Raw genomic sequence first — 22,803 nt, 5'->3', positions numbered from 1 at the left:
CGCCGGTCAAGTTTCCCTAAACGTAAAGCGGTAGTCAGCCGGTCCTGAAGCAGCCGGATGGGAATGGCTCAGGCGCTGGCGCGCTTGGCATCTGTATCGCTCGCCGGCGCCGGCAGGCGCACGGTGACGACGGTGCCCCGGCCGGGCGTGCTGGTGATATCCAGCGTGCCGCCCAGCATCTCCACGAAGCGCTTGGTCAGCGGCAGGCCCAGCCCCGTGCCCCGGGCGCCCGGATGTTGGGGGCCGCGCACCTGGCCGAAGGGCTTCAGCGCGATGGGCAATTCGTGCGGGGCCATGCCCACGCCGGTGTCGCGGACCACCAGGATCAGGGCGCCGCCCCGATCGTCGGCCTGCACCTCCACCGTTACCCGCCCACCCCGTGGCGTGAACTTCAGGGCGTTGGAGCCCAGGTTCAGGATGATCTGGCGCACCTTCTCCGGATCCGTGCGCAGGCGCAGCGGCTGGTCGGGCACCTTCACCGTCAGGTCCACGCCGCTGTCCGCCGCCAGGGTGCGCAGCAGGCGGGCGCTGTCCTGCACGGCGCGGCCGATGTCGATGTCCCGCATCTCCAGGATCGCCTGCCCCGACTCGGCACGGCTGAGGTCCAGCGTGCCGTCCACCACGGCCGCCATGTGGCTCGCGGCGGCATGCACATCCTCAGCGTATTCCTGGTAGCGCATATCGCCCAGGGGCCCGTGGAATTCCCGCCGCAGCAGGTCGGCGAAGCCCAGGATGGCGTTCAGTGGCGTGCGCAGCTCGTGCGTGGCGTGGGCGAGGAAGTCCGCCTTCTGACGGATTTCCATGCGTGTCTGCTCCAACGCCGCCAGCAGCGTCCGCTCCCGCTCCTGCATGGCTTCCAGCGATTCCAGCAGACGGCCGGTGCGGTCCCTGACCTGGATTTCCACCTGACGCTGCTGTTGCGTCAGTTGAAGGTCCAGGAAGCGTAGCCGAGCGGCGCTGGCCACGCGGGTCACGACCTCGGTGGGGTGGCAGTTGTGGGCGATGAAATCACCGACGCCGCGACGGCGCGCCTGCTCCCGCTGGGTGGTGTCCAGCAGGCCGACACGCAGCAACACGGCGGGGCGGGCCTCAGCGGAAAGGGTTGACAACGTGTCTAACGCCGCCATCAGCCCCGCATTCTCGGCCGGCCCGTCGCCGTCCAGGTTCAGGACCAGCACATCGGGCGACAGGTCGCGGCAATACCCCGCCAAGTCGCGCGCATCCTGCCGGCAATGAACGAACCGGAATCCCCCCTGGCGCAGCATGTCGACCAGGGCGATCAGCGATCCCTGGTTGTTGTCCACCAACAGGATGGTGGCGTTGCGTTGATCCTGCGCCAGCAGGTCGGCCGGGTTGTTGGAAGTGTCGGGCATGGGGGCTCTGAAGCTGGTGCCCTCATCCTACAACATTTCGGGGGACTTGTCCCACGCTGTTGGGGGGATTCCCACTAAAAGCGAAGACTTGACCAAGGTTTTAGTTAATGAGTCAGAGACTAGACGGAAGGTATTAGACTCGGTATGCGGCCGGCATAAGGGGGAGCGTTTGCGTCGATGTCTAAAAAGCCCCCCGTATTTTCAGGTATCCGTCGCGTTCGGGTCGCGTATGGGTGAAGGCGCCGACTGCCGCCATCGGTCGGCCGCATGCTCATCCTCTTCCTTGGCCTCGACCCAGCGCGCGCCATCCGGCGTCTCCTCCCGTTTCCAGAAGGGCGCCTTGGTCTTCAGCCAATCCATCAGGAACCAGCAGGCCTGGAAAGCGGCGGCGCGGTGGGCGCTGGCGCAGGCGGCCAGGACGATGCGGTCGCCAGGCAGCAGGCGGCCGTGGCGGTGGATGATCAGCACCGCGTCCAGCGGCCAGCGCGCCCGCGCCTCCGCCTCGATGGCGGCCAGCTGCTGCTCCGTCATGCCGGGATAATGCTCCAGGGTCAGGGCGCTGACGGACTCTTTGCCCGCGATGTCGCGCACCAGTCCCACGAAGCTGGCCACGCCACCGATGGATGGCTTGCCGTCGCTCAGGGCCGCCAGTTCGGCGCCCACGTCGAAATCCTCCGCCTGGACGCGTATGGCCATGTCAGCCCCCGGTCACGGGGGGAACAAGGCCACCTCATCCCCTGGCGCCAGGGGATGGTCCATGCCGACATAGTCCTGGTTCACCGCCACCTTGACCACGGCGCGGTTGGCCAGCGCGTCGGCGTACGCGGGGCCACGCGATTGCAGCCAGGTGATCAGGTCGCCGGTGGTCGTCACCTCCGCGGGCGGCGCCACCTCTTCCTCGGCGGTGCCGATCTTGGCGCGCAGCCAGGCGAAATAGAGGATGCGCATGGCTCAGGCTCCCGTGCGGGCGGCGCTGATGACCGGGGGCGCCTTGGGGGAGGCCGCTGGCGCGGGCTCCGCCGACGGGGCCTCCCCGGCGGGGGCCAGCATATGCCGCAGGCCGGCGCGCAGGTAATCCCACCCGGTTATCAGGGTCAGGACCGCGGCGGCCCACAGGCCGACCTCCCCAATGGGGCGCACGTACAGCCAGGTGGGGCCGTGATCGCCGACGATCAGCCAGCCGATGGCCATCAGCTGGATGGCGGTCTTCCACTTGGCCAGGCGCGACACGGGCACACCCACGCGCAGACCGGCCAGGAACTCGCGCAGGCCCGAAACCGCCACCTCGCGCAGCAGGATGATGACGGCGGGCAGAACGGCGTGGCCCACGATCTTATGGTCGGCCACCAGCAGGAACAGCACCGCCGCCACCAGCAGCTTGTCGGCGATGGGGTCCAGGAACCGCCCGATGATGGATTCCTCATGCCAGGCCCGGGCCAGGTAACCATCGAAATAGTCGGTGATGGCGGCCAGCGCGAACAGCCCGGCGGCCGTCCAGGCCGTCCAGGTCGCCGGAAACCAGAGCAGGGCCAGGATGACGGGGATCAGGACGATCCGCGACAGGGTCAACAGGTTGGGCAGGCTGGTCAGCATGAAGCGGTCCTGGGGGCGATCTCAGGCGGCACGATGGAATTGCCGGCAGGGCGTTGGCACCTGACGGGAACCCACGGGCGGCAGTCCGTCGGGTGACAATCCGGTGGGCGGGAGTTTAGCCGTCCGGATGGAAGTGGTCATAGATGATTTTGGCCACGGCGTCCGATATCCCGTCCACCGCGCGCAAGTCGGCCAGTCCTGCCCGCGAAACGGCTTGGGCGGAGCCGAAATGCAGCAGCAGGGCCTTCTTGCGCTTGGGGCCTATGCCCACCACCTCGTCCAGCGGGCTGGCGCTGATGGCCTTTTCCCGGCGCTGGCGATGGCTGCCGATGGCCCAGCGGTGGGCTTCGTCGCGCAGGCGCTGCAGGAAATAGAGCACGGGGTCGCGCGGATCCATGCCGAAGGGCGGACGCCCAGGCATGAAGAAGCGCTCGCGCCCCGCGTCGCGGTCGGGGCCCTTGGCGATGCCCACCAGGGGAATGTCTGACAGGCCCAGCTCTGCCAGAACCTCCACCGCCACGCCCAACTGCCCCTCGCCGCCGTCGATCAGCAGCAGGTCGGGCCAGGTGTCGCCCGTACGCTCCGGGTCCTCCTTCAGCGCGCGCTCGAACCGGCGGGTCAGCACCTCGCGCATCATGGCGAAGTCGTCGCCGGCCGCCTTGGGGTCGCGGATGTTGAACTTGCGGTAGGCGTTCTTGATGAAGCCATCGGGGCCGGCCACCACCATGCCGCCGATGGGATGAGCGCCTTGGATATGGCTGTTGTCGTAGATCTCGATGCGGGCGGGTGGCGCCTCCAGCCCGAAGACCTCCGCCACCCCGGCCAGCAGCTTGGCCTGGCTGCCTGTTTCCGACAGGCGGCGGCCATGGGCCTCGCGGGCATTGGTCAGGGCATGGTCCATCAGGCGCTTCTTGTCGCCACGCTTGGGCACGGCCAGCTCCACCTTGCGGCCCGCCCGCAGGGTCAGGGCCTCGGCCAGCAGCGCCTGCTCCTCCGCGTCCTCGCTGATCAGCACCAGGCCGGGGGCGGCGCGGTTGTCGTAGAACTGGGCGATGAAGGCGGACAGCACCTCCGCCGTGCCCTGGTTCTTGTCGTGGCTGGGGAAATAGGCGCGGTTGCCGTTGTTGCGCCCGCCCCGGAAGAAGAACACCTGGATGCAGGTGGTGCCGCCGTCCTGATAGGCGGCGATGATGTCCGCGTCCTCCATGCCCTCGACATTGATGTCCTGGTGGGCCTGGATGGCGGTCAGGGCGCGGATACGGTCGCGCATCTTGGCGGCGGTCTCGAAGTCCAGCGCCTCTGACGCTTCCATCATGGCTTGGGCCATGCGGGTCTGGATGTCGCGGCTCTTGCCCGCCAGGAAGGCGGCGGCCTCATCCACCTGCTCGCCATACTGGGCGCGGCTGACGCGGCCGACGCAGGGGGCGGTGCAGCGCTTGATCTGGAACTGCAGGCAGGGGCGGGTGCGGGTGGAAAAGACGCTGTCGGTGCAGTTGCGCAGCAGGAAGGCGCGCTGTAGGGCGGTGATGGTGCGGTTGACCGCCCCGGCGGAGGCGAAGGGCCCGAAATAGTCGCCGGCCCGGTCGCGTGTGCCCCGGTGCTTGATCAGGGCCGGGTAGTCATGGTCCCGGGTGATCATGATGTGGGGGAAGGTCTTGTCGTCGCGCAGCAGCACGTTGTACCGCGGCATCAGACGCTTGATCAGGTTGGATTCCAGAAGCAGCGCCTCGACCTCGGTATGGGTCGTGACGAACTCCATGGTCACCGTCTCGGCCACCATGCGCTGCAGCCGCACCGGCAGCTTGGCCGGCACGGTGTAGTTGGCCACCCGGCGCTTCAGGTTGCGCGCCTTGCCCACATACAGGACGTCGCCGCCCTCGTTCATCATGCGGTAGACGCCGGGCGTCACCGGCAGGGTGCGCAGATAGGCCTTGATGGTCTCCACACCCCGGTTCAGGTCGGCCACGGTGCGGCGGCGCACTTTTGGCGTCGCGTCGCTGGGCATGTCGGCCGGCGGCGTTTCCGCGGCGGACTCCTCGGCGGGGATGTCGGTGCTGGTTTCAGTCATGGCCATGGGGCGGACACTCTGCCCATTGCTGGTGCCGGGTCAATGGGCAGAGTGTCCGCCCTGGCATCCCGCTCGTGGGCTGCTTTGGTTGTGGTGTGGTGTAGCCCGGAAACGTGCGGTGGATCGTACCCCTTCCGGGGTAAGGACCCCCGAATCAGCCCCCATTCGGAGGGGTGGGGAAAACCCGACGGTCTTCCACGGAACCTGTGGATAAGTTTGCGGAAAAGCCTTTGATAGCGTGTGCCGACGCAGGCGCCGCAAGGCTTTCAGGATTTTGCCTATTAAATAGGCATAAAACGCTAAGTTATTGATTTCGTTTGAAACAGGTTCTGTCAATATCTAACAAATAGTTCATTTAAGGTAAAAAAAGGATTGACAGGGTTGGTCGGCGAACACGCGCGGGGCTTGTGTAAAACTTAGTTGCGACCCCAATTTCCAGGGATTTCCTGGCGCTGGCTTGAGCGGTGGGAAAGAATCACCAACCCCCACCAAGCTCATACGCAAGTATGCATGCCACCCCTGGTCGATATTCCGCCATACTCACGACCTAAACTGGGTTTTGACGGTGATTGGTGATGGCAGGTATTCACGTCGCCGGCGGGCCATCCAACAGGAATAGGAAACGGAGCAGACTGATGCGCGTCCTCAAGACCATGATGCTGACGGCCACCTTGCTGGCGGTGGGCGGCATGGCGGGTGGCTTCTGCAACCAGGCGGTGGCGGCGGTGCCCGCCGGCACGGCCATCACCATGAACGCGGCGGATCGTGACGCGGCGGAGACGCTGGTCGATTTCGTGCAGAAGACGCGCATCCAGGCCGGGCTGCCCGCACTCAGCCGCCAGCCGCTGCTGGATGACGCCGCCGCCGCCCGCGCCATGTCGCTGGCCAGCGGCACGACCGCGCCGGATCTGCGCCAGGGCCTGCTCCAAGCGCATTACATTCCCATGCAGGATATCGCGCTGGAGGCGCGGGCGTCGGGCGACCCCGGCCAGCCGCTGGACATCTGGCAGGGCGCGGACACCACGGTTGGCGCCTTCGTCACCCCCGGCATGACCGATGTGGGCGTCGCCCGCGTGGCCAACCCCGCGCCCACCGGGCCCAACGACGCCTTCATCTGGGTCGTCATCCTGGCCCAACCCCTGCGCGCGACACCGGAGAGTTCGCCGCCGCCGCGCTGATCATGCCGCCGATGGGGATGTCCGCGCCTCTTTGGCCTTCTGGTAAATCCAGTTGGCCAGCACTGCGGGGCTGGCGGTGAGGTTGGCGACGGCAAGCGTGACCGGGACCGCCTTGGGCGACGGCGGGCTGAGGCGCGGCAGGAAGACCATGGTCGACTTGAGGGAACTATAGAACTCCTCCGGGTCGTCCAACTGCAGGATGAGCGATGTTTCTTCCTTGGTCAGGCCCACGCCGGTGATGTCCGTCCAGCGGACAAGAGAGCCCCGCGGCAGCGCCACGCCTTCGTCGGTGAGGGTGAAGACGACCCCCCATCTGAAAAATTCACGGATCGCCGCTTTCGTGGCGCCCAGGAGTGAGAAGGCGAAGAAAGCATAATAAACCCGCATAAGGACGCCGTCAGCTCCCACGATGGCCAAGGCGATGGCGGCCATCGCGAGCACCGCGCTGACCAGCGCTACGGTGGCCAGGCGTGGGCGCGAACGGCGGAAATGGGCGGGCAGTCGCGGGACGGGCGGGGGCCTTCCCTGGTATCCGAAGATTTCCGGTCCCCGGCCGCCGCTGTCGGCCGGTGGGTTGGTGTCAAGGGTGGCATTCTCTCTGGCCATGGTGGGGACCTCACCGTGCGGGGGATGGTGGGGCGGCAAGGTGGATGCGCTGTCTCCAGTCATGCGCGGTGTTCCCCGAGCCGCCGGCCAGAGGGTCGGGTAGGTCCTGGGCGGCCGCGGCGTTCCGGGCGATCCAGGTCGCCAGATCCTCCGGCGTGGCACCCACCCCATGCGCATCCAGGGAGAGTAAGGCGCCGTCCATGGCCTTGGCGTCCCGACGCGCCAGCAGCGCGGCCAGGGGGGACAGCGACTGGTAGTATCGTTCCGATTCCCGGACGTGCACGCCGACGTAAGTGCGCCTGCCCCTCTTGGGCAGGCCGACGCTGCAGATATCCCCCAGGGCAGCGTCTGGCCGGACGGCAGCAGAATGCCCCACGTCGTGAGGCTGAACGCGGGCGCGTTGTAAGAAAAGCGCTGCCACCATTGCACGGTACGGCCCGCGAAAATGATGCCGGCGGTCGCCGCATAGGCCACCATGACCGTGTTCGTCGTCTTCAGGCCCCAGATCAGAAAGCCCGCCATGAGAAGGGTCATGCCTCCCCAGGTCAGGGTGCCGGTCCGCACGGTCGCACGCGTCGGGCGGAACACGGCGGGAAGGGCGGGGGTGTCTTGCCCGGCCATCGGCGTCAGGTCGCCCGCGCCTGGTTGGCCAGGCGGGCGATCCAGGTGGCCAGCACCGCGGGCTTGGTGCCGGTCATGCTGGCTGACAGGGTCACGGGCGCGCCATTGGTCATGGGGGTGCTGGCGCGGAACAGGAAAGCCATTCCCGGGGACACCTTGCTGTAGAATGTCTCTGGATCGCGCAACTGTAGGCCGATGTGGGTCTGGCCCGGCAACTGCACCAAGCCTACGCCCGTGATCTCCCGCCAGGGCAGCAGGATGTCGCGGGGCAGCAGGACGCCCTCTTCCGTGAGGGTGAACAGGGTCCTGGGCTTGAACAGCATATAAATCGATGGCAGGGCGATAAAGGCGGCGATGGCGGTCAGGAATCCCGGGACAACCAGGTCCGCCCCGGTATCGGCGAGGCTCAGCAGCCAGCCGCCAAGTCCCGTGCCCAAGATGCCGCATACCGCCATGATGCCGAACCGGGTGCGGGATACCCGGAACGCGGCTGGCAGGGGTGGTATGGCTGGCGCCTGGTCGCCGGCGCCGAAAACTTCGGGGCCCGCACCTTCCATCGAGGGCAAGGGGTTTGCAAAGGACGGGCGCGCCGCATCCGCGCCAGCGATAGCGTCCGCCTTGATGGTTTCCTGGCTGCCCATGCTCCAAATCCCTGTTCAGCACCCCGGGAACGGGGCGTTCACAGCGAGAATAGGTCTGCGAAACGAAACCTGAAGTGGCTCAGCCGCAGCCAAAAGTAATAGAAAACGGGACACCACCCGGGGGGGCCGTTGGTTGTCGCGAAAAAGATGGATGGAGGGGCTTGGCGCAGGGTGGCCCTCGCCCCCATTCGACGCGCGCCAATCCATCAGCGCCGTCGAGTAACGTTCATATTTTTGAACCGAATTTGAAATGGTCTCTGTCCATAAGTCCCAGCGGTGGCGTAATCGCTGACCGAAGAGAGACGACATGACCATTTTAAGCCGCCGCGCCTGCGTCCTGGGCTCTCTGGGGCTGGGCCTGGGCGCCGTCCCGGTGTCAGCCCTAACACGCGCGCAGGGGACGCCCATGCCGGGGACGCCTGCGCCGGGCAAAATCGACGTGCTTGCCCATCGTGGCGCCTGCGCCTTGCGGCCGGAACACACGCTGGCCTCCTACGCCAAGGCCATCGCCGATGGTGCCGATTTCATCGAGCCCGACTTGCAGCCCAGCAAGGACGGCGTGCTTATGGCCCTGCATGAAAATGAACTGAGCCGCACGACGGACGTGGCGGCCCATCCTGAATTCGCGGCGCGTCGCCGGACGGTGACCGTGGGCGGCCATACACTCGATGGCTGGTTCATCGTCGATTTCACCTACGCGGAACTGAAGACCCTGCGGCTGAAGGAACGCATTCCCGACATCCGCCGGGACAACACCCGCTATGACGGGGAGTTCCAGATGGTGAGCCTGGACGAACTCATCGATTTCGTGGCCGCCGAGGCCGCGACGCGGGGCCGCCCCATCGGCCTGGTTCCCGAATTGAAGACGCCGTATCTGTTCACCTCGCTGGGTCTGGCGGTGGAAGAAACCTTCCTGGAAACCCTGTCGCGGCACAGCTATGTCGCCCAGGCGCCGATGATCGTGCAATGCTTTGAAGCGCCGACGCTGCGCCGCTTACGGGAACGGATGGGGCGGCGTGACGGGTTGCGCTTCATGCAGCTGGTGGGCGGGGAACGGGAACAGCCGTTCGATGTGGTCCTGGGCGGCGGCACGCAGACCTATGGCGACATGCTGACCGATGCCGGCCTGCGGGACATGGCGACCTACGCCGACATCCTGTCCCCCGATATCCGTGCCCTGATTCCCCTGGGTGACGATGGCCGCCTGGGCCGGCCCAATCCGCTGATCGGCCGGGCGAAGGCCGCCGGGCTTCAGGTCTTCGCGTGGGAATTCGCGCCGGAGAACCGGTTCATGGCGGCGGACTTCCGTGATGGCCGCGGCGACAACGCCCGGAACGTCGACGGATCGGTGGCCGAAATCCACCACTACCTGGCGGCCGGACTGGATGGCTTTTTCACCGACGACCCGGGCGTCGGCCGCCGGGCCGTGGATACCTTCCGGCGGCCTACCTGAGAGGAGGGGCAGACCGCCCTCCTATTTGTTAGGGTCAGTCCCTGCAGCCAAGGTCGTGGCGCTCCGCTGCGAGAAAGTGCGAGCGTTGACGACTTGGTCGTTGATCCAGGCTGCCAGCATCGTTGATGGAACCCCAACCAAGGTGGCCGGTAGCAGGAGGCGCGGGGGCGCTTTCGTCTGGTCGGGCCGCCTGAAAGCGATCATGGTTGATCGCACGGCCTCATAGCTAGGGTGGTCCTTCAGATGAATGACGATGCCGCCGCTCGCCAAGCGATGGCCGGTTCTGACATCGGCAATATCCGCCCATTTCACGATGCCGCCACCGGACAGGATGATGCCCTCATCCGTGAGGGTGAAGCGCGGCGTGTTGTGGAATCCTATGACCAAAAACACCAGGGTGAACGACCCGAAAACCACGACGGTCAGCATACCGAAGGCGAAAAACGGTGCCGACATGAGAACAGCGGACGCGCCCAGAAGGGTCATCACCGCGCACATCAAGGCGTAGAGGGCAAGCCTGCCACGACGGGCGCGAAACACCATTGGGAAGGGCGGGCGCGGGGCCACGGACATGGGGGCTCGAGCGTATTGAGGAACCTCTCCCAACTTTACCTTGCTGTTTGATCTCTCGGAAGGGGCGCTCCAACGAAAACGGCCGCCCTGTCGCCAGGACGGCCGTTGCCGTGAAGACTGCGCGTCCCGGCTTTAACGCAGGGCGGCCGTCGCGCGCTGGATGCGGCGGCAGGCTTCCTCCAGCGCCTCGGTCGAGGTCGCGTAGCTGATGCGGAAGTGCGGCGCCAGGCCGAAGGCGCTGCCCTGGACCACCGCCACCCCTTCCGATTCCAGCAGGTAGGTAACGAAGTCCTCATCCGTGTTCAGCACGGTGCCATTGGGCGTGGTCTTGCCCAGGGTGCCGGCGCAGGACGGATAGACGTAGAAGGCGCCTTCGGGGCGGGGGCAGTGGATGCCGGCCGCCTGGTTCAGCATGGACACCACCAGGTCGCGGCGCTGGCGGAACACCTCGGCGCGTTCCTTGATGAAGTCCTGCGGGCCCACCAGGGCCTCCACCGCCGCCGCCTGGCTGATGGAGGAGGGGTTGCTGGTGGACTGGCTCTGCACGTTGGCCATGGCCTTGATCAGCTGGACGGGCCCGGCGCCGTAGCCGATGCGCCAGCCGGTCATGGCATAGGCCTTGGACACGCCGTTGACCGTCAGGGTGCGGTCGTACAGCGCCGGTTCCACCTGGGCCGGGGTGACGAAGGTGAAGCCGTCATAGACCAGGTGTTCGTACATGTCGTCGGTGAACACCCAGACGTGCGGATGGCGCACCAGCACGTCGGTCAGGGCCTTCATTTCCGCGTAGGTGTAGGCGGCGCCCGACGGGTTGGAGGGGCTGTTCAGCATGACCCACTTGGTGCGCGGGGTGATGGCGCGCTCCAACTGCTCGGCCTGCATCTTGAAGCCGCTCTCGGCGCCGCATTCCACGAACACCGGGGTGCCCTCGGCCATCAGCACGATGTCGGGGTAGCTGACCCAATAGGGGGCGGGGATGATGACCTCATCGCCGGGCGACAGGGTCGCCATCATGGCGTTGAAGATCACCTGCTTGCCGCCGGTGCCGACGCTCACCTGCTCCGGCTTGTACTCCAGGCCGTTCTCGCGCTTGAACTTCAGGCAGACGGCCCGCTTCAGTTCCGGCGTGCCGTCGACGTCGGTGTACTTGGTCTGGCCCTGCTGGATGGCGCGGATGGCCGCCTGCTTGATATTGTCGGGCGTGTCGAAGTCCGGCTCGCCGGCGCCCAGGCCGATGATATCGCGGCCGGCGGCCTTCAAGGCGCGGGCCTTGGCGGTGACGGCGATGGTCTGGGACGGCTTAATCCGGGCGAGGCGCTCGGCAACGATCGACATGACGGCTACCCTTGTTGGGAAAGGAAAATCCGAGGGCGGACCTTACGCCCGGCAAAATAGGGGCGCAAACGCAGCCCGCGCATGCCGCGCCTGCCGCGTTTGGGGCCCCGCGACATTAAGATACGCGGAGGGACGCGCGCCCCGGATGACAGGTCGTGCCGGGATGGGGTAAATCAACCAGAATGGCGCAAGACATCACCGATCAGGCACCCCAGCTGCTGGGCATCAGCCAGATGGTCACCATCGGCACGGTGGCGCTCGTCATCATCGTGCTGATGCTGGTGGTGATGTGGGCCCTGCGGCCCAAGACCCGCACCCTGTCCCGCCGGCGCTACAACGCCGAGGCTTACCGGCGCAAGCTGGCGCTGGACGACGCGGGATATTCCGTGGTGCATGGCATCTATATCCGCGACAAGCAGGGTAAGCCCCTGCGCGTCGATCACCTGATCCGCCTGCCGGCGAGCGTGGCGATGGTGATGAGCGCGCCGGCCGACATGGGCGGCCGCATCAGTGCCCAGACCAAGGCCGGCCAGTGGCGCTACCTGGCAGCCACCGGCAAGATCGGCTTGTTCGTCAATCCGGTGGTGCAGGTCCAGCCGCTGATCCATGCCATGAAGGCCCGGTTTCCCATGGTTCGCCTGCGCGTGCTGGTAGTGTTTCCAGACGGGACGGAATTCACCAGCGGCATGCCGCGCACCGCCTGCCTGTCCAGCGACTTCCTGGCCACCCTGAAATCCATGGCGCGGGAGGATGGAACGGAGAGCGAGGCGGTGGCGACCGCCTGGGAGCCCTTGTCCAAGGCGCTGGCACGCGGTGGCGGCACTGCCGCCGGCCCCGACCGGGACGCGGCGGCGGGCGCGAAAGGGAGATCACCGGAGAAAGCCGCCAAGCGGCCTGGAAAAGTGGCGCGGCGCAGCCTACCTTGAGGCCATGCCGCACGATGCCCATACGATAGAGCCCAACCTGCCGTTGCCGATGACCATGCCGCGGGGCAGCGCCCTGCCGCCGGCCACCGACGGCGTTCCCCTGCGCATCCAGTCGGAGTTCCAGCCCGCCGGCGACCAGCCGCAGGCCATCAAGGAATTGCTGGAGGGTATCAACGCGGGGGAGCGGGACCAGGTGCTGCTGGGCGTCACCGGGTCGGGCAAGACCTTCACCATGGCGCACGTCATCGAACGGTTGCAGCGCCCCACCCTGATCCTGGCGCCGAACAAGACGCTGGCGGCCCAGCTGTACGGCGAGATGAAGAGCTTCTTCCCCGACAACGCGGTGGAGTATTTCGTCAGCTATTACGACTACTACCAGCCCGAAGCCTACGTCCCGCGCACCGACACCTATATCGAGAAGGAAAGCTCGATCAACGAGCAGATCGACCGCATGCGCCACGCGGCCACGCGGTCGCTGCTGGAACGGCGCGATTGCATCATCGTCGCCTCGGTGTCGTGCATCTATGGTATCGGCTCGGTCGAGACTTATTCGGAAATGACCCTGCCGGTGAAAGTGGGGCACGTGCTGAACCGCACCCATTTCCTGCAGCGGCTGGTGGAGCTGCAATACCGCCGCAACGATGTCGGCTTCGGCCGTGGTTCCTTCCGCGTGCGCGGCGACACCATCGAGCTGTTTCCGGCCCACATGGAGGATCGCGCCTGGCGCTTCTCGCTGTTCGGGGATGAGTTGGAGGCCATTCAGGAGATCGATCCCCTGACGGGCGAGAAGATCGCCAGCCTGAAAGAGGTGCGCATCTACGCCAACAGCCATTATGTCACGCCCAAGCCCACCCTGCTGCAGGCGGTGGAGCAGATGAAGCGCGACCTCAAGCTGCGGCTGGAGGAGTTCTCGGCGCAAGGCAAGCTGCTGGAAGCCCAGCGGCTGGAGCAGCGCACCACCTTTGATATCGAGATGATGGTGGCCACCGGCTCCTGCGCCGGCATCGAGAACTATTCCCGCTATCTGTCGGGCCGGGCGCCGGGTGAGCCGCCGCCCACCCTGTTCGAATACCTGCCGCAGGACGCCCTGCTGATCGTGGACGAAAGCCACGTCATGGTGCCCCAGGTGGGCGGCATGTATAAGGGCGACTACATGCGTAAGTCGACCCTATCGGACTATGGCTTCCGCCTGCCGGCCTGCATCGACAACCGTCCCCTGAAGTTCGAGGAATGGGACGCCATGCGGCCCCAGTCCGTCTTCGTCTCCGCCACCCCCGGCCCGTGGGAAATGGAACGGACGGGCGGCGTCTTCGTGGAACAGGTGGTGCGGCCCACCGGCCTGATCGACCCTGAAGTCATCATCCGTCCCACCGAAACCCAGGTGGACGACGTGATGGCGGAGTGCCGCGCGTGCATCGCCAAAGGCCAGCGCGTCCTGGTCACCACCCTGACCAAGAAGATGGCGGAGGCGCTGACCGATTACATGCACGAGGCGGGCATCAAGGTCCGCTACATTCATTCCGATGTCGAAACGCTGGAGCGTATCGAGATCATCCGCGACCTGCGGCTGGGCGCCTTCGACGTGCTGATCGGCATCAACCTGCTGCGTGAGGGCCTGGACATTCCGGAGTGCGGACTGGTCGCCATCCTGGACGCCGACAAGGAAGGCTACCTGCGCTCTCGCACTTCGTTGATCCAGACCATTGGGCGGGCGGCCCGCAACGTCGATGGCCGCGCCATCCTGTACGCCGACAAGGTCACGGCCAGCATGGCGGCGGCGCTGGAGGAAACCAGCCGCCGCCGGGAAAAACAGCGAGCCTATAACGAGGCGCATGGCATCACCCCGGAATCGGTGAAGAAGCAGATCGCCGACGTGCTGAACTCGGTCTACGAGCGCGGCGACCGGGTGAACGTGAACACCGGCTTCGCCGAAGAGGGCAGCCTGGTGGGCCACAACCTCAAGGCCGCCATCGCCGACCTGGAAAAGAAGATGCGTACCGCCGCCGCCGACCTGGAATTCGAGGAGGCGGCCCGCATCCGCGACGAGATCCGCCGGCTGGAGGCTATCGACCTGGGGCTCGATCCGGCGGCGACCCCCCTTCGCGCCAGCGCCATGGGTGAAAAGGGTCGCGCCAGCGCGGTGGGCGAAAAGTCCAACATCAAGGCGCCCATCCCCGCCGGGCGCCCGGCGGGGGCCAAGCCCGGCGGGCGGCGCCGCAAAGGCCCCTGATATTTTACCCGGGTAATATTGACTCCGCTCGTCCGGGGGCCTAAATATCGCGGCGTTCATGATGAGGGGGGACGCGATGGGCCTGGATCCAGAGATGCGCTGCACGGCCTTTGCCGGCACGCGCTTTCTCGCCACCGGCACCCTGGTAGAGGCGGCGCTGGCGGCCAAGGCGGCGCAGGACGCCGGCGACGACGGCCTGATCTTCATCTTCAATGAGGCGACGGGCCGGCCCGTGGACGTGGATCTGCGCGGGCCGGTGGAGGCTGTGCGCGGCCGGTTGGCGCCGGTGTTCCCTGCCGACCTCACCCCGGCGCCGGCCAAGCCCGGCCGGCCCAAGCTGGGCGTGGTGGCACGCGAGGTGACGCTGCTGCCTCGGCATTGGGAATGGCTGGCCAGCCAGCCGGGTGGCGCGTCGGTCGCCCTGCGCAAGCTGGTGGATGCCGCCCGCCACGCCAACGAGGGGGCGGACCGTGTGCGCCAGGCACGGGAGGCCGCCTATCGTTTCATGTCCACCATGGCCGGCGACCGTCCCGGCTTCGAGGAGGCGGCCCGCGCCCTATTCGCCAGCGATCGCCTGGGGCTGGAGAATCACAGCCGGGACTGGCCGGCGGATGTGCGCGCCCATGCCCTACGCCTGGCGGAGCCGGTGTTCGCCAACTGACGCGCGCCGGAGGCGTCGCCTCAGAAAAACACTCGCACGCCCAGTTGCGCCTGGTTCTCGTGCGCCTCGATGGGCAGGTTGACGTTCAGGCGCTGTTGCCGCCGGCTGTCGACGTGCACCCATTCCACGGTCCAGCGCATCCAGGCCAAGGGGCGGTAGGAAAGGGCGGCGGTGTAGGCCTTGCCATGCTCGTCGAAATGCGGGCGGAAGGTGACGGGTGTGTCCTCGTGTGTGCCGAAGGCGTCGAAGCGGCCGCTCAGCCTGAACCGACCCCATTCCTGGCTTATCAGCAGGTACAGGGCCTCAAAATACCCTTCGCTTTCCGTGGCGACGGTGGGCTGGACGCTGGTGCCGCCCCGCATGGCCTGGGCCAGCAGCGTCAGGCCAGGCGCCGGCATGATCTTATAGCCCAGGCTGTCGAAATAGGTGGCCCAGGCATAGGCCTTGCCGTTGGTGATGGTGGGGTCGGCGCGGTTGTCCCAGTGCAGGTAGGACAGTTCTCCTGCCGACGGGTCCGTCCACCGGCCGCCGACATAAAAGCCCGGCTGGTGGTCGATCTCGGCGAAGGGCTGGAAGCGGGCGGGTGGGCTGCGCCCCTGATGGAAGGCCACCTCGTCCGGCAGGCGGAGCGTGTCCAGCAGGCCGGCGGGGCGCTCCACCAGCCCCCAGCCGCGATAGTCCAACATCTCGCCCGTGCCGTCGTTGCCGGCGAACACGGCGCCCATGAGGTCGAAGCGGCTGCCGCCCAGTCCCTCCGGCCGCCAGGTCAGGGTCACCTCCGACCCCTCGGTGCGCAACTCCTCGCCCACCCAGCTGTTGATGGCGCTGGGCGTCAGGGTATAGCGGCTGGTCCAGGCCAGGCCGTCGTTTTCCAGGGAGATGGGCGGGAAGAAGGCGCCCGCCTTGACCTGCCAGGCCAGCGCGCCGGTGGGAACGGGCCGCCAGCGCGCATAGGCCTCGATGATGTCCACCGCCGTGCGCTGCTCCCCCTCCGCCCGCACATGGGTGTAGATGTCCAGGCCGGGCATCAGGTGGGCGGTCGCCATCAGCGACGCCTCCGCCAGCGTGGTGGTACGGGTGCCGGGGGCCCCGCCGGTGCGGAGTTTGCCCAAGCCGCCGTCGAAGGCGCTGCGGTCATCGGGCGTCCGCACGACGCGGGCGTCCAGCAGGCCGTGAAACTCGATATCGGGGTAGCCCTCCGCCGCCTCCGCCGGTCGGATCGCGGCCAGGATCAGGGCCAGCGGCAGGATGGCCCTGGAGATGGCCCCTCGGATGGTGGCGCGCCTCATCCCCGCGCTTCCCTGGCCTGCCAGGGCATCTCACCGGCGGCATGCCTGGCCAGGAAGTCGGTGAACGCGGCCGGCGTCAGGGGCCGGGCGATGTAATAGCCCTGGGCCAGGTCGCAGCCCATCTCGGCCAGAAGGGCCAGGGCGGGGCCATCCTCCACCCCCTCCGCCGTGACCTTGTAGCCCAGGCTGTGGCCCAGCTTGATGATGGTGCCGACGATGGCCTGGTCCTGCGCCGTCTCCGCCAGGGTCCGGATGAAGGACCGGTCGATCTTGATCTCCCGCACCGGCAGGCGGCGCAGATAGGCGAAGGAGGACTGGCCCACGCCGAAATCGTCGATGGACAGGTCCATGCCCCGGTCGGCCAGGCGGCTCAGCAGGGCGACCGCCGTCTCCGGGTCCCCCATGATGGCGCTTTCCGTGATCTCCAGCATCAGCCGGTCGGGCTTCAGGCCGGTCTCTTCCAGCAGCGCGTCGATGCGGTCCGGCAGGGCGGCGTCACCCAGGTCGCGCACCGACAGGTTGACCGACATGCGCAGGTCATGGCCCGCCGCCGCCCAGTCCGCCGTCTGGCGCAGCGCCCGGCGCAGGCCCCACCGGGTCAGGTGCCGGATGGCGCCGGTTTCCTCGGCCAGGGGGATGAAGCTGTCCGGCGGGACGAAGCCGCGGCGCGGATGGGTCCAGCGCACCAGCGCCTCCGCCCCCACCACCCGCCCCGTCCGGGGCTCCAGCTTGGGCTGGTAGGCCAGGGCCAGCGCGTCCTGCTCGATGGCGATTTTCAGGTCACCCATCAGCGACAGGCGTTCGGGCCGGTGCGGATCGGCGGCGTGGTTGTACACGCGGATGTGCGACTCCGCGGCGCGGGCGTCCAGCACGGCCACGTCGGCGTGGCGCAACAGGATGCTGGCCGTGTCGGAGGGGGCGCGCCAGGCGTGGGGTCGGGATAGGCGGCGATGCCGACGCCCGCCGCCAGGTCCACGGTCACCTCGCCCTCGCCGAAGGGCGCCTCGGTGTAGGGCGTTTCGAAGGCCGCGACCAGCGCCGGCGCCAATGCCTGGGCGGCGGCGATGTCGCGGTCCACCAGCAGGATGGCGAAGCCCTGTTCCGACACCCGGGCGACGGTGGCGTCGGCGGCGCCGTGGGCTGCCAGGACACGGGCCAGCCTCTGTCCGGCATCGCGGGCCACGCGGTCGGCCAGGTCGTGGCCCAGGGTGTTGGCGATTTCGCGCAGGCGGTCCAGGCCTACCAGCAGCAAGGTGACGCCATGACCCTGATCTATCGCCTGGTCCACCTGCTCTTCCAGGTTCAGACGGTTGGGCAGGCCTGTCACCGCGTCGTGCAGCGACTGGTGGCGGATGTGGTCCTCGCGGTCGGCGATGGCCTGGGCCATGTCATCCAGGGCGGTGGTCAGTTGCCCGATCTCATCCTTGGTGCGCACGGGGGGCAGGGGGGTGTAGTCGCCATCGGCGATACGCCGGGCCACGGCGGCCAGCGCCGTCACCGGGCGCGTGACGCCGCGCGCGATCAGGCCAATGCCGGCCAGGGCCACCAATAGGCCGCCGGCCATCAGGGCGCCCATGTACAGCATGATCTTGCGATAGGGGGCCAGCGCCTCGTCCAGCGGATATTGCAGAACGGCCAGCATGGGCAGGCTGCCGGGCGCCGTGGGGATGGGCGTGGTCAGAACCAGGTATTCCGCCCCGTGCTTGGTCAGCAACTGCGGCTCCGCCGCCGCCATTTGCCCCGGCCCGGCGATGCCGGCCAGCGGGTCCATGGGATCACCGGCCGCCGCCACTACCGACCAGGCCGCGTCCGGCGCCGTCTGGCCGGCCAGCGCGATATCCTTGCGCAAGGGCGACAGGGCGCGCAGCTCCTCCGCGAAGCGGTCGTCCACCCGCACCATGATGCAGATCCAGGCGATGGGATCGGGCAGCAGCACCGGCACCACCACCAGGCGATAGGGCACGCCCCCCACCACGCCCGATGCCGCCGCCCGGCCGGATTCGCCGGCCATGGGCAGCAGGTCGGGGAAGGCGAAGCGGCCCAGGCCCGTCAGGTCGCGCGGGCGGGCGGTGTCGGCGGCGATGGTGCCGTCCAGGTCGATCAGCAGCATGCGGCTGGCGCCCACCCGCCGGCCGAAGTTGCGCAGGGCGCTGATGGCCGTGCCGCTGTCATGGGCGGCGATGGACTGGCGCAGGGCGTAGTCCAGCGACATCACCTTGGCGTCTTCCGCCAGGTGGTTGGCCAGGGTGTCGAGGTGACGGCTGAAGGACTGGGCGCTCGACACCAGCTGTTGCTTGCCGGCGTCGATCAGGGCGGAGCGCGCGACGCCGTACAGGATCACCATGGTGCCCAGTTGCACGACGGCCAGGGTGGCCATCAGGAACAACACCAGCCGATTTCTGAAGCCGAGAGCCACGGGCCGCGTCCTGTCGTTCTATGGCTCAGTAGCCGCCGCGTTCGGGATCCGCACCCTGCCGCGTGTCGGGCACCAGGGGGGGCAGCGTCAGGGTGAGCGGGGCGCCCAGCGCCGTGGCCGGCATGGTTTGTTGCGGCGGGGTGGCGCCGGGCTTCAGCCGGGGCTGCCAGGCGGCCACGGTGACGGCGGCGGCCGGCAGGCCGCTCAACGTGGCCTTGCCGTCCTTGCCCGTGACGGCGGCGAACGGCGCCGCCGTCACGTACAGGTGCGCGATCATATGGTCATGGATGTTGCATCCCAGAGCCACCACTCCGGTCTGGTCGAATTTGCGCTGCCCGATCTGCTCCGGCGACAGCACGAACTCGAATTTCGCCGCCTCGGAATAGGAATAGACGTGGTGGCGGGTCAGGTCGCTGTTGCGGAAGGTGACCGTGCCGCCTTTGGGCACCACCAGCACATAGGGCACGAAGGTCTCGTCCAACTGATCCATGATCAGGGGGGCGGGCGGGGTGGCGGGCGGCAAGGCCGGGCCGTCCGGCGTGGCGGTCACCACCGCGTCCGCGACCGGGCGACCGGCGCTGTCCACCACCGTCACCGTCAGGTCGGCCGCGCCGGCGGGGGCTGCCGGGCCCAACGCCAAGCCGCCTGGCATGAACATCGCGGCCAGGAGGAGGCGGTGGGCGCGAGTCTTGTTCGCGCCCACCGCCGGGGCGGTCGCCCTGTTCATCCCCATGAGCGCGCGATCCGGATCGGCGCTGCCAGCGAAACTCATAAAACGCCCCTCGAAGGCAGGTAGTATTTTCGACGCGGGAGTGTGCCACAATCCGCGCACCGATCCGTGGACATTTTCCTTCGGGGCCAGGGGACACGGAGAGTATGGGGATCAGTTTAGAACGATTCTAAATTATCTTGCCGGCTGTCCCCGGGGCGCTATCCTGCCGGCAAATCAGCGATCGAGAAGAGAAGGAAACAAGCATGGCTATCGACATCGGCATTTCCGAACAGGACCGCAAGGCCATCGCCGAAGGGCTCAGCCGCCTGCTGGCCGACACCTACACGCTGTACCTGAAGACCCATAACTTCCATTGGAACGTTACCGGGCCGATGTTCAACACCCTGCACACCATGTTCATGACCCAGTACACCGAGCTGTCGGTGGCCGTGGACGACATCGCGGAACGCATCCGCGCGCTGGGCTTCCCGGCCCCCGGCTCTTACGCCCAGTTCGCCGAGCTGACGGTCATCCGGGAAGAGCGTGGCGTGCCCAAGGCCGAGGAGATGATCCAGCAGCTGGTCGAGGGGCAGGAGGCTGTGGCCCGCACCGCCCGCTCCATCTTCCCGGTGGCGGAAAGCGCCAGCGATGAGCCGACCTGCGACCTGCTGACCCAGCGCCTGCAGGTGCATGAAAAGACCGCGTGGATGCTGCGGGCCATGCTGGAAGGCTGAGCCTCCCCGCGATCGGCGCTTAATACGGGAAAGGCGGCTCCACGGGGCCGCCTTTCGCTTTTCCGGTCAGGACCGCTGGCCGGCCTGCCGCTCGATGCGCCCCTGCAGGTCGGCGGGGGCCAGGCCCAGCGCGACCAGGGCCTCCAGGGCGATGAACATGGGGCCGATCAGGGCCTGGAACAGGTTGTCCACCAGCGCCGGTTTCCGGCCTTCATAGACATGGCCCAGCAGCTGCAGCACCCAGCCGCCGACGAACAGGCCGCCCGCCAGTCCCTGCACCCCGCCGGTGGACAGCCGCGCCACCGCCCAGGCGGACAGCAGCACCGAGGGCACGACCAGCAGTCCCAGCGCCAGCCCCACCGTCCGGTTCAACACGATCCACAGGGCCCAGACCACGGCCGACAAGGCCAGGCCCAGGGTGATGGTGCCCACGCCCGCCACCGTCCCCAGGGGCACCAGGGTGCAGGCCAGGACGACGGAAAAGACGATCACCGGAATGCCCACGGCGTGGGTCGCCTTGTTGCGGCTGTCCCGGTGGTAGGTGGTGTACATGGCCATCTGGCGCTCAAACAGCGTGCTGGCCGCCTGTGCTTGGTCAAGCGGTGTCTGGTCAAACGGCACGTTCGCCACCGGTCCCTCCCTGAGTTGGGTTATTGATCGCTAACCCTACCATTTTCCTCAGTCCGCCGCGCGGCATATCGTCTGCTGGGCGCACCTGTTGCCGCCTGTCCGCGCCAGGCTATCGAATCCATAGCGGGTGGGTCCTTGATATGCGGCCTGCCGCTCCCTCTTTATTAGGGACGCGGGTCCGGGGGTGACGTCGGACCTGGCGTTCGCGACAGGTGTGAGGAAGGGCGCCATGCTGATCAGGACCAAGCGAGACTGGGAATTGCCGGAGTCGGCGGCGACGCCCGAATCGGCCTATATCAACCGCCGCGCCATGATGGTGGGCGCCGGCGCCATCGCCGGCGGCTTGGCCCTGGGGGACCGGGGCGCCTTGGCCGCCGACGCGCCCGTCCGCAATCCCGCCTACACCCTGGACCGGGCCGTGACGCCGGAGGCGGCCGCCACCAGCTACAACAACTTCTATGAGTTCGGCACGTCGAAAGACGTGGTGTCGGCGGCGCAGAAGATGCCCCTGCGGCCCTGGACGCTGCGCATCGACGGCCTGGTGGAAAAGCCCATGACCCTGGGCATCGACGACCTGCTGAAGGCCATGCCGGTGGAGGAACGGCTGTACCGTCACCGCTGCGTCGAGGCCTGGGCCATGGCGGTGCCGTGGATGGGCTTCCCCTTGTCCAAGCTGGTGGCCTTCGCCAAGCCGCTGTCCTCGGCCACCTATGTGGAACTGCAGACCTTCGGCCGGGATGTCTACCCGGCGCCGGGCCTGCGCCAGCCCTTCTATCCCTGGCCTTATGTCGAGGGCCTGACCATGGCGGAGGCGACCAACGAGCTGGCCTTCCTGTCCACCGGCCTGTACGGCAAGCCGCTGCAGGCGCAGAACGGCGCGCCGCTGCGCCTGACCCTGCCGTGGAAGTACGGCTTCAAGTCGGTGAAGTCGGTGGTGCGGATCAGCTTCACCGACAAGCGGCCCAAGACCTTCTGGGCCCTGCTGAACGCCGACGAGTACGGCTTCTGGGCCAACGTCAATCCGGCCGTCCCCCACCCCCGCTGGTCCCAGGCGCGGGAGCGTCTGCTGGGCAGCAACGAGTCGGTACCTACGCAGATATTCAACGGCTATGGTGCCCAGGTGGCCGGACTATACAAGGGATTGGAAAAGGAAGCGCTGTTCATGTAGTCGCGTGAACCGGCCATTAACTATAGTGGCCGGATTAAATAATCGCTTGCCGACGCTTCCGGATAATTTAAAGTATTGCTATCCGAGAACATGACCTTGGGGGCGTCGGGGTGGGCGAGGGCGTGATCGCCATAGTGGAGTTCGGGCTTTTCGTTTTCCTGGCCACGGCCGGGATCAGCGTGCTCGTATCCCTGGTGGCCCATGTCTATGGCATGGTGCTGGAGCATATGGCCGACGTCAGCGGCCTGCGTCAGCGCCTTGCCCGCTACGCCCGCCTGGCCAACGGCCTCTCCGAACGGGTGGAGGCACGCAAGAGCACTGCCGCCGGCGCCGCCACCGTCCTGTTCTCTACCCAGCGGCAGGAAGCCCAACTGAAGAAGAAGGTGCGGGAGCTGGAGGCGTCGCCCCACCGCTTCGTGCGCGTCCTGGGGCATGAGCTGCTGCCCAACCGACCTTTTGAATTCCTGGCGATGAACAGCTCCGTCTCTCATCAGGTGAAGCGGGGGGAACGGCACGCCTTCTTCGACAGCAGTTGGGCCCGGCCGGTGCCGGTGCACATCTGGGCCGCCAATATGGAGGAGGCGCGGCTGGAGTTT

Annotated in this window: 23 protein-coding genes (1 of these 23 running past the window's edge); 8 read left to right on the top strand and 15 right to left on the bottom strand. The window is 67.3% G+C overall.

Annotated features, from left to right (window positions below; genetic code table 11):
• Positions 1-68: 68 nt before the first annotated feature.
• From UCD39_RS17495 to uvrC, 5 genes are all read right to left on the bottom strand, one after another.
• Positions 69-1,373, bottom strand: coding sequence for an ATP-binding response regulator (locus UCD39_RS17495; protein WP_330497167.1), 1,305 nt, complete (start codon positions 1,371-1,373; stop codon positions 69-71).
• Positions 1,374-1,574: 201 nt separating this feature from the next.
• Entirely contained in the window at positions 1,575-2,069 is a 495-nt protein-coding gene (moaE, locus tag UCD39_RS17490; RefSeq protein ID WP_330497166.1) for a molybdopterin synthase catalytic subunit MoaE, read from the bottom strand.
• 12 nt (positions 2,070-2,081) lie between these two features.
• Positions 2,082-2,321, bottom strand: coding sequence for a molybdopterin converting factor subunit 1 (gene moaD, locus UCD39_RS17485; protein ID WP_330497165.1), 240 nt, complete (start codon positions 2,319-2,321; stop codon positions 2,082-2,084).
• A 3-nt stretch (positions 2,322-2,324) separates the two neighbouring features.
• Positions 2,325-2,966 carry a CDP-diacylglycerol--glycerol-3-phosphate 3-phosphatidyltransferase gene (gene pgsA / locus UCD39_RS17480; RefSeq protein WP_330497164.1) on the bottom strand — a complete coding sequence of 214 codons (642 nt, stop codon included), beginning with the start codon at positions 2,964-2,966 and terminating at the stop codon, positions 2,325-2,327.
• 115 nt (positions 2,967-3,081) lie between these two features.
• On the bottom strand, positions 3,082-4,971 hold the full coding sequence (gene uvrC, locus UCD39_RS17475; protein ID WP_330498479.1) for an excinuclease ABC subunit UvrC: 1,890 nt from the start codon (positions 4,969-4,971) through the stop codon (positions 3,082-3,084).
• Positions 4,972-5,669: 698 nt separating this feature from the next.
• Between uvrC and UCD39_RS17470 the strand changes: the two genes are divergently transcribed.
• Positions 5,670-6,212 (top strand): hypothetical protein, encoded by a 543-nt coding sequence (locus UCD39_RS17470; protein ID WP_330497163.1) that lies wholly within the window; start codon positions 5,670-5,672, stop codon positions 6,210-6,212.
• On the opposite strand, the gene UCD39_RS17465 is transcribed toward UCD39_RS17470, so the two are convergent.
• The 3 genes from UCD39_RS17465 to UCD39_RS17455 all read right to left on the bottom strand — a co-directional run bounded on the left by UCD39_RS17465 (position 6,213) and on the right by UCD39_RS17455 (position 8,080).
• The gene (locus tag UCD39_RS17465) at positions 6,213-6,818 is read right to left on the bottom strand and encodes a hypothetical protein (protein WP_330497162.1); all 606 of its coding nucleotides are present in this window, start codon (positions 6,816-6,818) and stop codon (positions 6,213-6,215) included.
• Between the two features lie 10 nt (positions 6,819-6,828).
• A complete protein-coding gene (locus UCD39_RS17460) occupies positions 6,829-7,101 on the bottom strand; it encodes a hypothetical protein (protein WP_330497161.1) in 273 nt (90 codons plus the stop codon).
• Positions 7,102-7,444: 343 nt separating this feature from the next.
• Positions 7,445-8,080: a hypothetical protein gene (locus UCD39_RS17455; RefSeq protein ID WP_330497160.1), complete on the bottom strand. Its 636-nt coding sequence runs from the start codon at positions 8,078-8,080 to the stop codon at positions 7,445-7,447.
• Between the two features lie 307 nt (positions 8,081-8,387).
• On the opposite strand from UCD39_RS17455, the gene UCD39_RS17450 reads away from it, so the two are divergent.
• Positions 8,388-9,533 (top strand): glycerophosphodiester phosphodiesterase family protein, encoded by a 1,146-nt coding sequence (locus UCD39_RS17450; RefSeq protein ID WP_330497159.1) that lies wholly within the window; start codon positions 8,388-8,390, stop codon positions 9,531-9,533.
• Between the two features lie 21 nt (positions 9,534-9,554).
• On the opposite strand, the gene UCD39_RS17445 is transcribed toward UCD39_RS17450, so the two are convergent.
• Both UCD39_RS17445 and UCD39_RS17440 read right to left on the bottom strand, forming a co-directional pair.
• The gene (locus tag UCD39_RS17445) at positions 9,555-10,106 is read right to left on the bottom strand and encodes a hypothetical protein (RefSeq protein WP_330497158.1); all 552 of its coding nucleotides are present in this window, start codon (positions 10,104-10,106) and stop codon (positions 9,555-9,557) included.
• Positions 10,107-10,238: 132 nt separating this feature from the next.
• The gene (locus tag UCD39_RS17440) at positions 10,239-11,441 is read right to left on the bottom strand and encodes a pyridoxal phosphate-dependent aminotransferase (protein ID WP_330497157.1); all 1,203 of its coding nucleotides are present in this window, start codon (positions 11,439-11,441) and stop codon (positions 10,239-10,241) included.
• Between the two features lie 182 nt (positions 11,442-11,623).
• Here UCD39_RS17440 and UCD39_RS17435 point away from each other — a divergent pair, with 182 nt between their 5' ends.
• From UCD39_RS17435 to UCD39_RS17425, 3 genes are all read left to right on the top strand, one after another.
• The gene (locus UCD39_RS17435; protein ID WP_145736749.1) at positions 11,624-12,367 is read left to right on the top strand and encodes an NERD domain-containing protein; all 744 of its coding nucleotides are present in this window, start codon (positions 11,624-11,626) and stop codon (positions 12,365-12,367) included.
• Positions 12,368-12,422: 55 nt separating this feature from the next.
• Complete coding sequence (gene uvrB, locus UCD39_RS17430; protein ID WP_330498478.1) at positions 12,423-14,597, top strand: excinuclease ABC subunit UvrB; 2,175 nt, start codon at positions 12,423-12,425, stop codon at positions 14,595-14,597.
• Positions 14,598-14,673: 76 nt separating this feature from the next.
• Positions 14,674-15,258: a DUF2239 family protein gene (locus UCD39_RS17425; RefSeq protein WP_330497156.1), complete on the top strand. Its 585-nt coding sequence runs from the start codon at positions 14,674-14,676 to the stop codon at positions 15,256-15,258.
• A 20-nt stretch (positions 15,259-15,278) separates the two neighbouring features.
• Here the strand turns inward: UCD39_RS17425 and UCD39_RS17420 are convergent, their stop codons facing one another.
• Genes UCD39_RS17420 through UCD39_RS17405 form a run of 4 tightly spaced genes read right to left on the bottom strand, consistent with a single transcriptional unit; the run spans position 15,279 to position 19,735 of the window.
• Positions 15,279-16,547 (bottom strand): hypothetical protein, encoded by a 1,269-nt coding sequence (locus tag UCD39_RS17420; protein WP_330497155.1) that lies wholly within the window; start codon positions 16,545-16,547, stop codon positions 15,279-15,281.
• The gene (locus tag UCD39_RS17415) at positions 16,544-17,440 is read right to left on the bottom strand and encodes a putative bifunctional diguanylate cyclase/phosphodiesterase (protein WP_330497154.1); all 897 of its coding nucleotides are present in this window, start codon (positions 17,438-17,440) and stop codon (positions 16,544-16,546) included. Before UCD39_RS17415 ends, UCD39_RS17420 begins: the two co-directional genes overlap by 4 nt.
• Complete coding sequence (locus UCD39_RS17410) at positions 17,335-18,963, bottom strand: diguanylate cyclase domain-containing protein (protein ID WP_330497153.1); 1,629 nt, start codon at positions 18,961-18,963, stop codon at positions 17,335-17,337. The genes UCD39_RS17415 and UCD39_RS17410 overlap by 106 nt, the downstream gene beginning before the upstream one ends.
• A 25-nt stretch (positions 18,964-18,988) precedes the next feature.
• Entirely contained in the window at positions 18,989-19,735 is a 747-nt protein-coding gene (locus UCD39_RS17405; protein WP_330497152.1) for a cupredoxin domain-containing protein, read from the bottom strand.
• Positions 19,736-19,938: 203 nt separating this feature from the next.
• Here UCD39_RS17405 and UCD39_RS17400 point away from each other — a divergent pair, with 203 nt between their 5' ends.
• The gene (locus tag UCD39_RS17400; protein ID WP_145613550.1) at positions 19,939-20,409 is read left to right on the top strand and encodes a Dps family protein; all 471 of its coding nucleotides are present in this window, start codon (positions 19,939-19,941) and stop codon (positions 20,407-20,409) included.
• 66 nt (positions 20,410-20,475) lie between these two features.
• Here the strand turns inward: UCD39_RS17400 and UCD39_RS17395 are convergent, their stop codons facing one another.
• Positions 20,476-21,039: an Mpo1 family 2-hydroxy fatty acid dioxygenase gene (locus tag UCD39_RS17395; protein WP_330497151.1), complete on the bottom strand. Its 564-nt coding sequence runs from the start codon at positions 21,037-21,039 to the stop codon at positions 20,476-20,478.
• Between the two features lie 229 nt (positions 21,040-21,268).
• Between UCD39_RS17395 and msrP the strand changes: the two genes are divergently transcribed.
• Together msrP and UCD39_RS17385 are read left to right on the top strand one after the other, a co-directional pair.
• Entirely contained in the window at positions 21,269-22,207 is a 939-nt protein-coding gene (gene msrP, locus UCD39_RS17390; RefSeq protein ID WP_330497150.1) for a protein-methionine-sulfoxide reductase catalytic subunit MsrP, read from the top strand.
• A gap of 122 nt (positions 22,208-22,329) precedes the next feature.
• Positions 22,330-22,803, top strand: partial view of a hypothetical protein gene (locus UCD39_RS17385; protein ID WP_330497149.1) — the 5' portion only. The gene runs 111 nt beyond the window's last position; only the first 474 of its 585 coding nucleotides appear in the window; its start codon is at positions 22,330-22,332; the stop codon falls past the right edge of the window.

The organism is Nitrospirillum karajorum, assembly GCF_036348415.1.
Classification (GTDB): domain Bacteria; phylum Pseudomonadota; class Alphaproteobacteria; order Azospirillales; family Azospirillaceae; genus Nitrospirillum; species Nitrospirillum amazonense_B.
The sequence above is the reverse complement of the archived record's forward strand: the minus strand, read 5'-3'. Positions and strand labels throughout refer to the sequence as shown.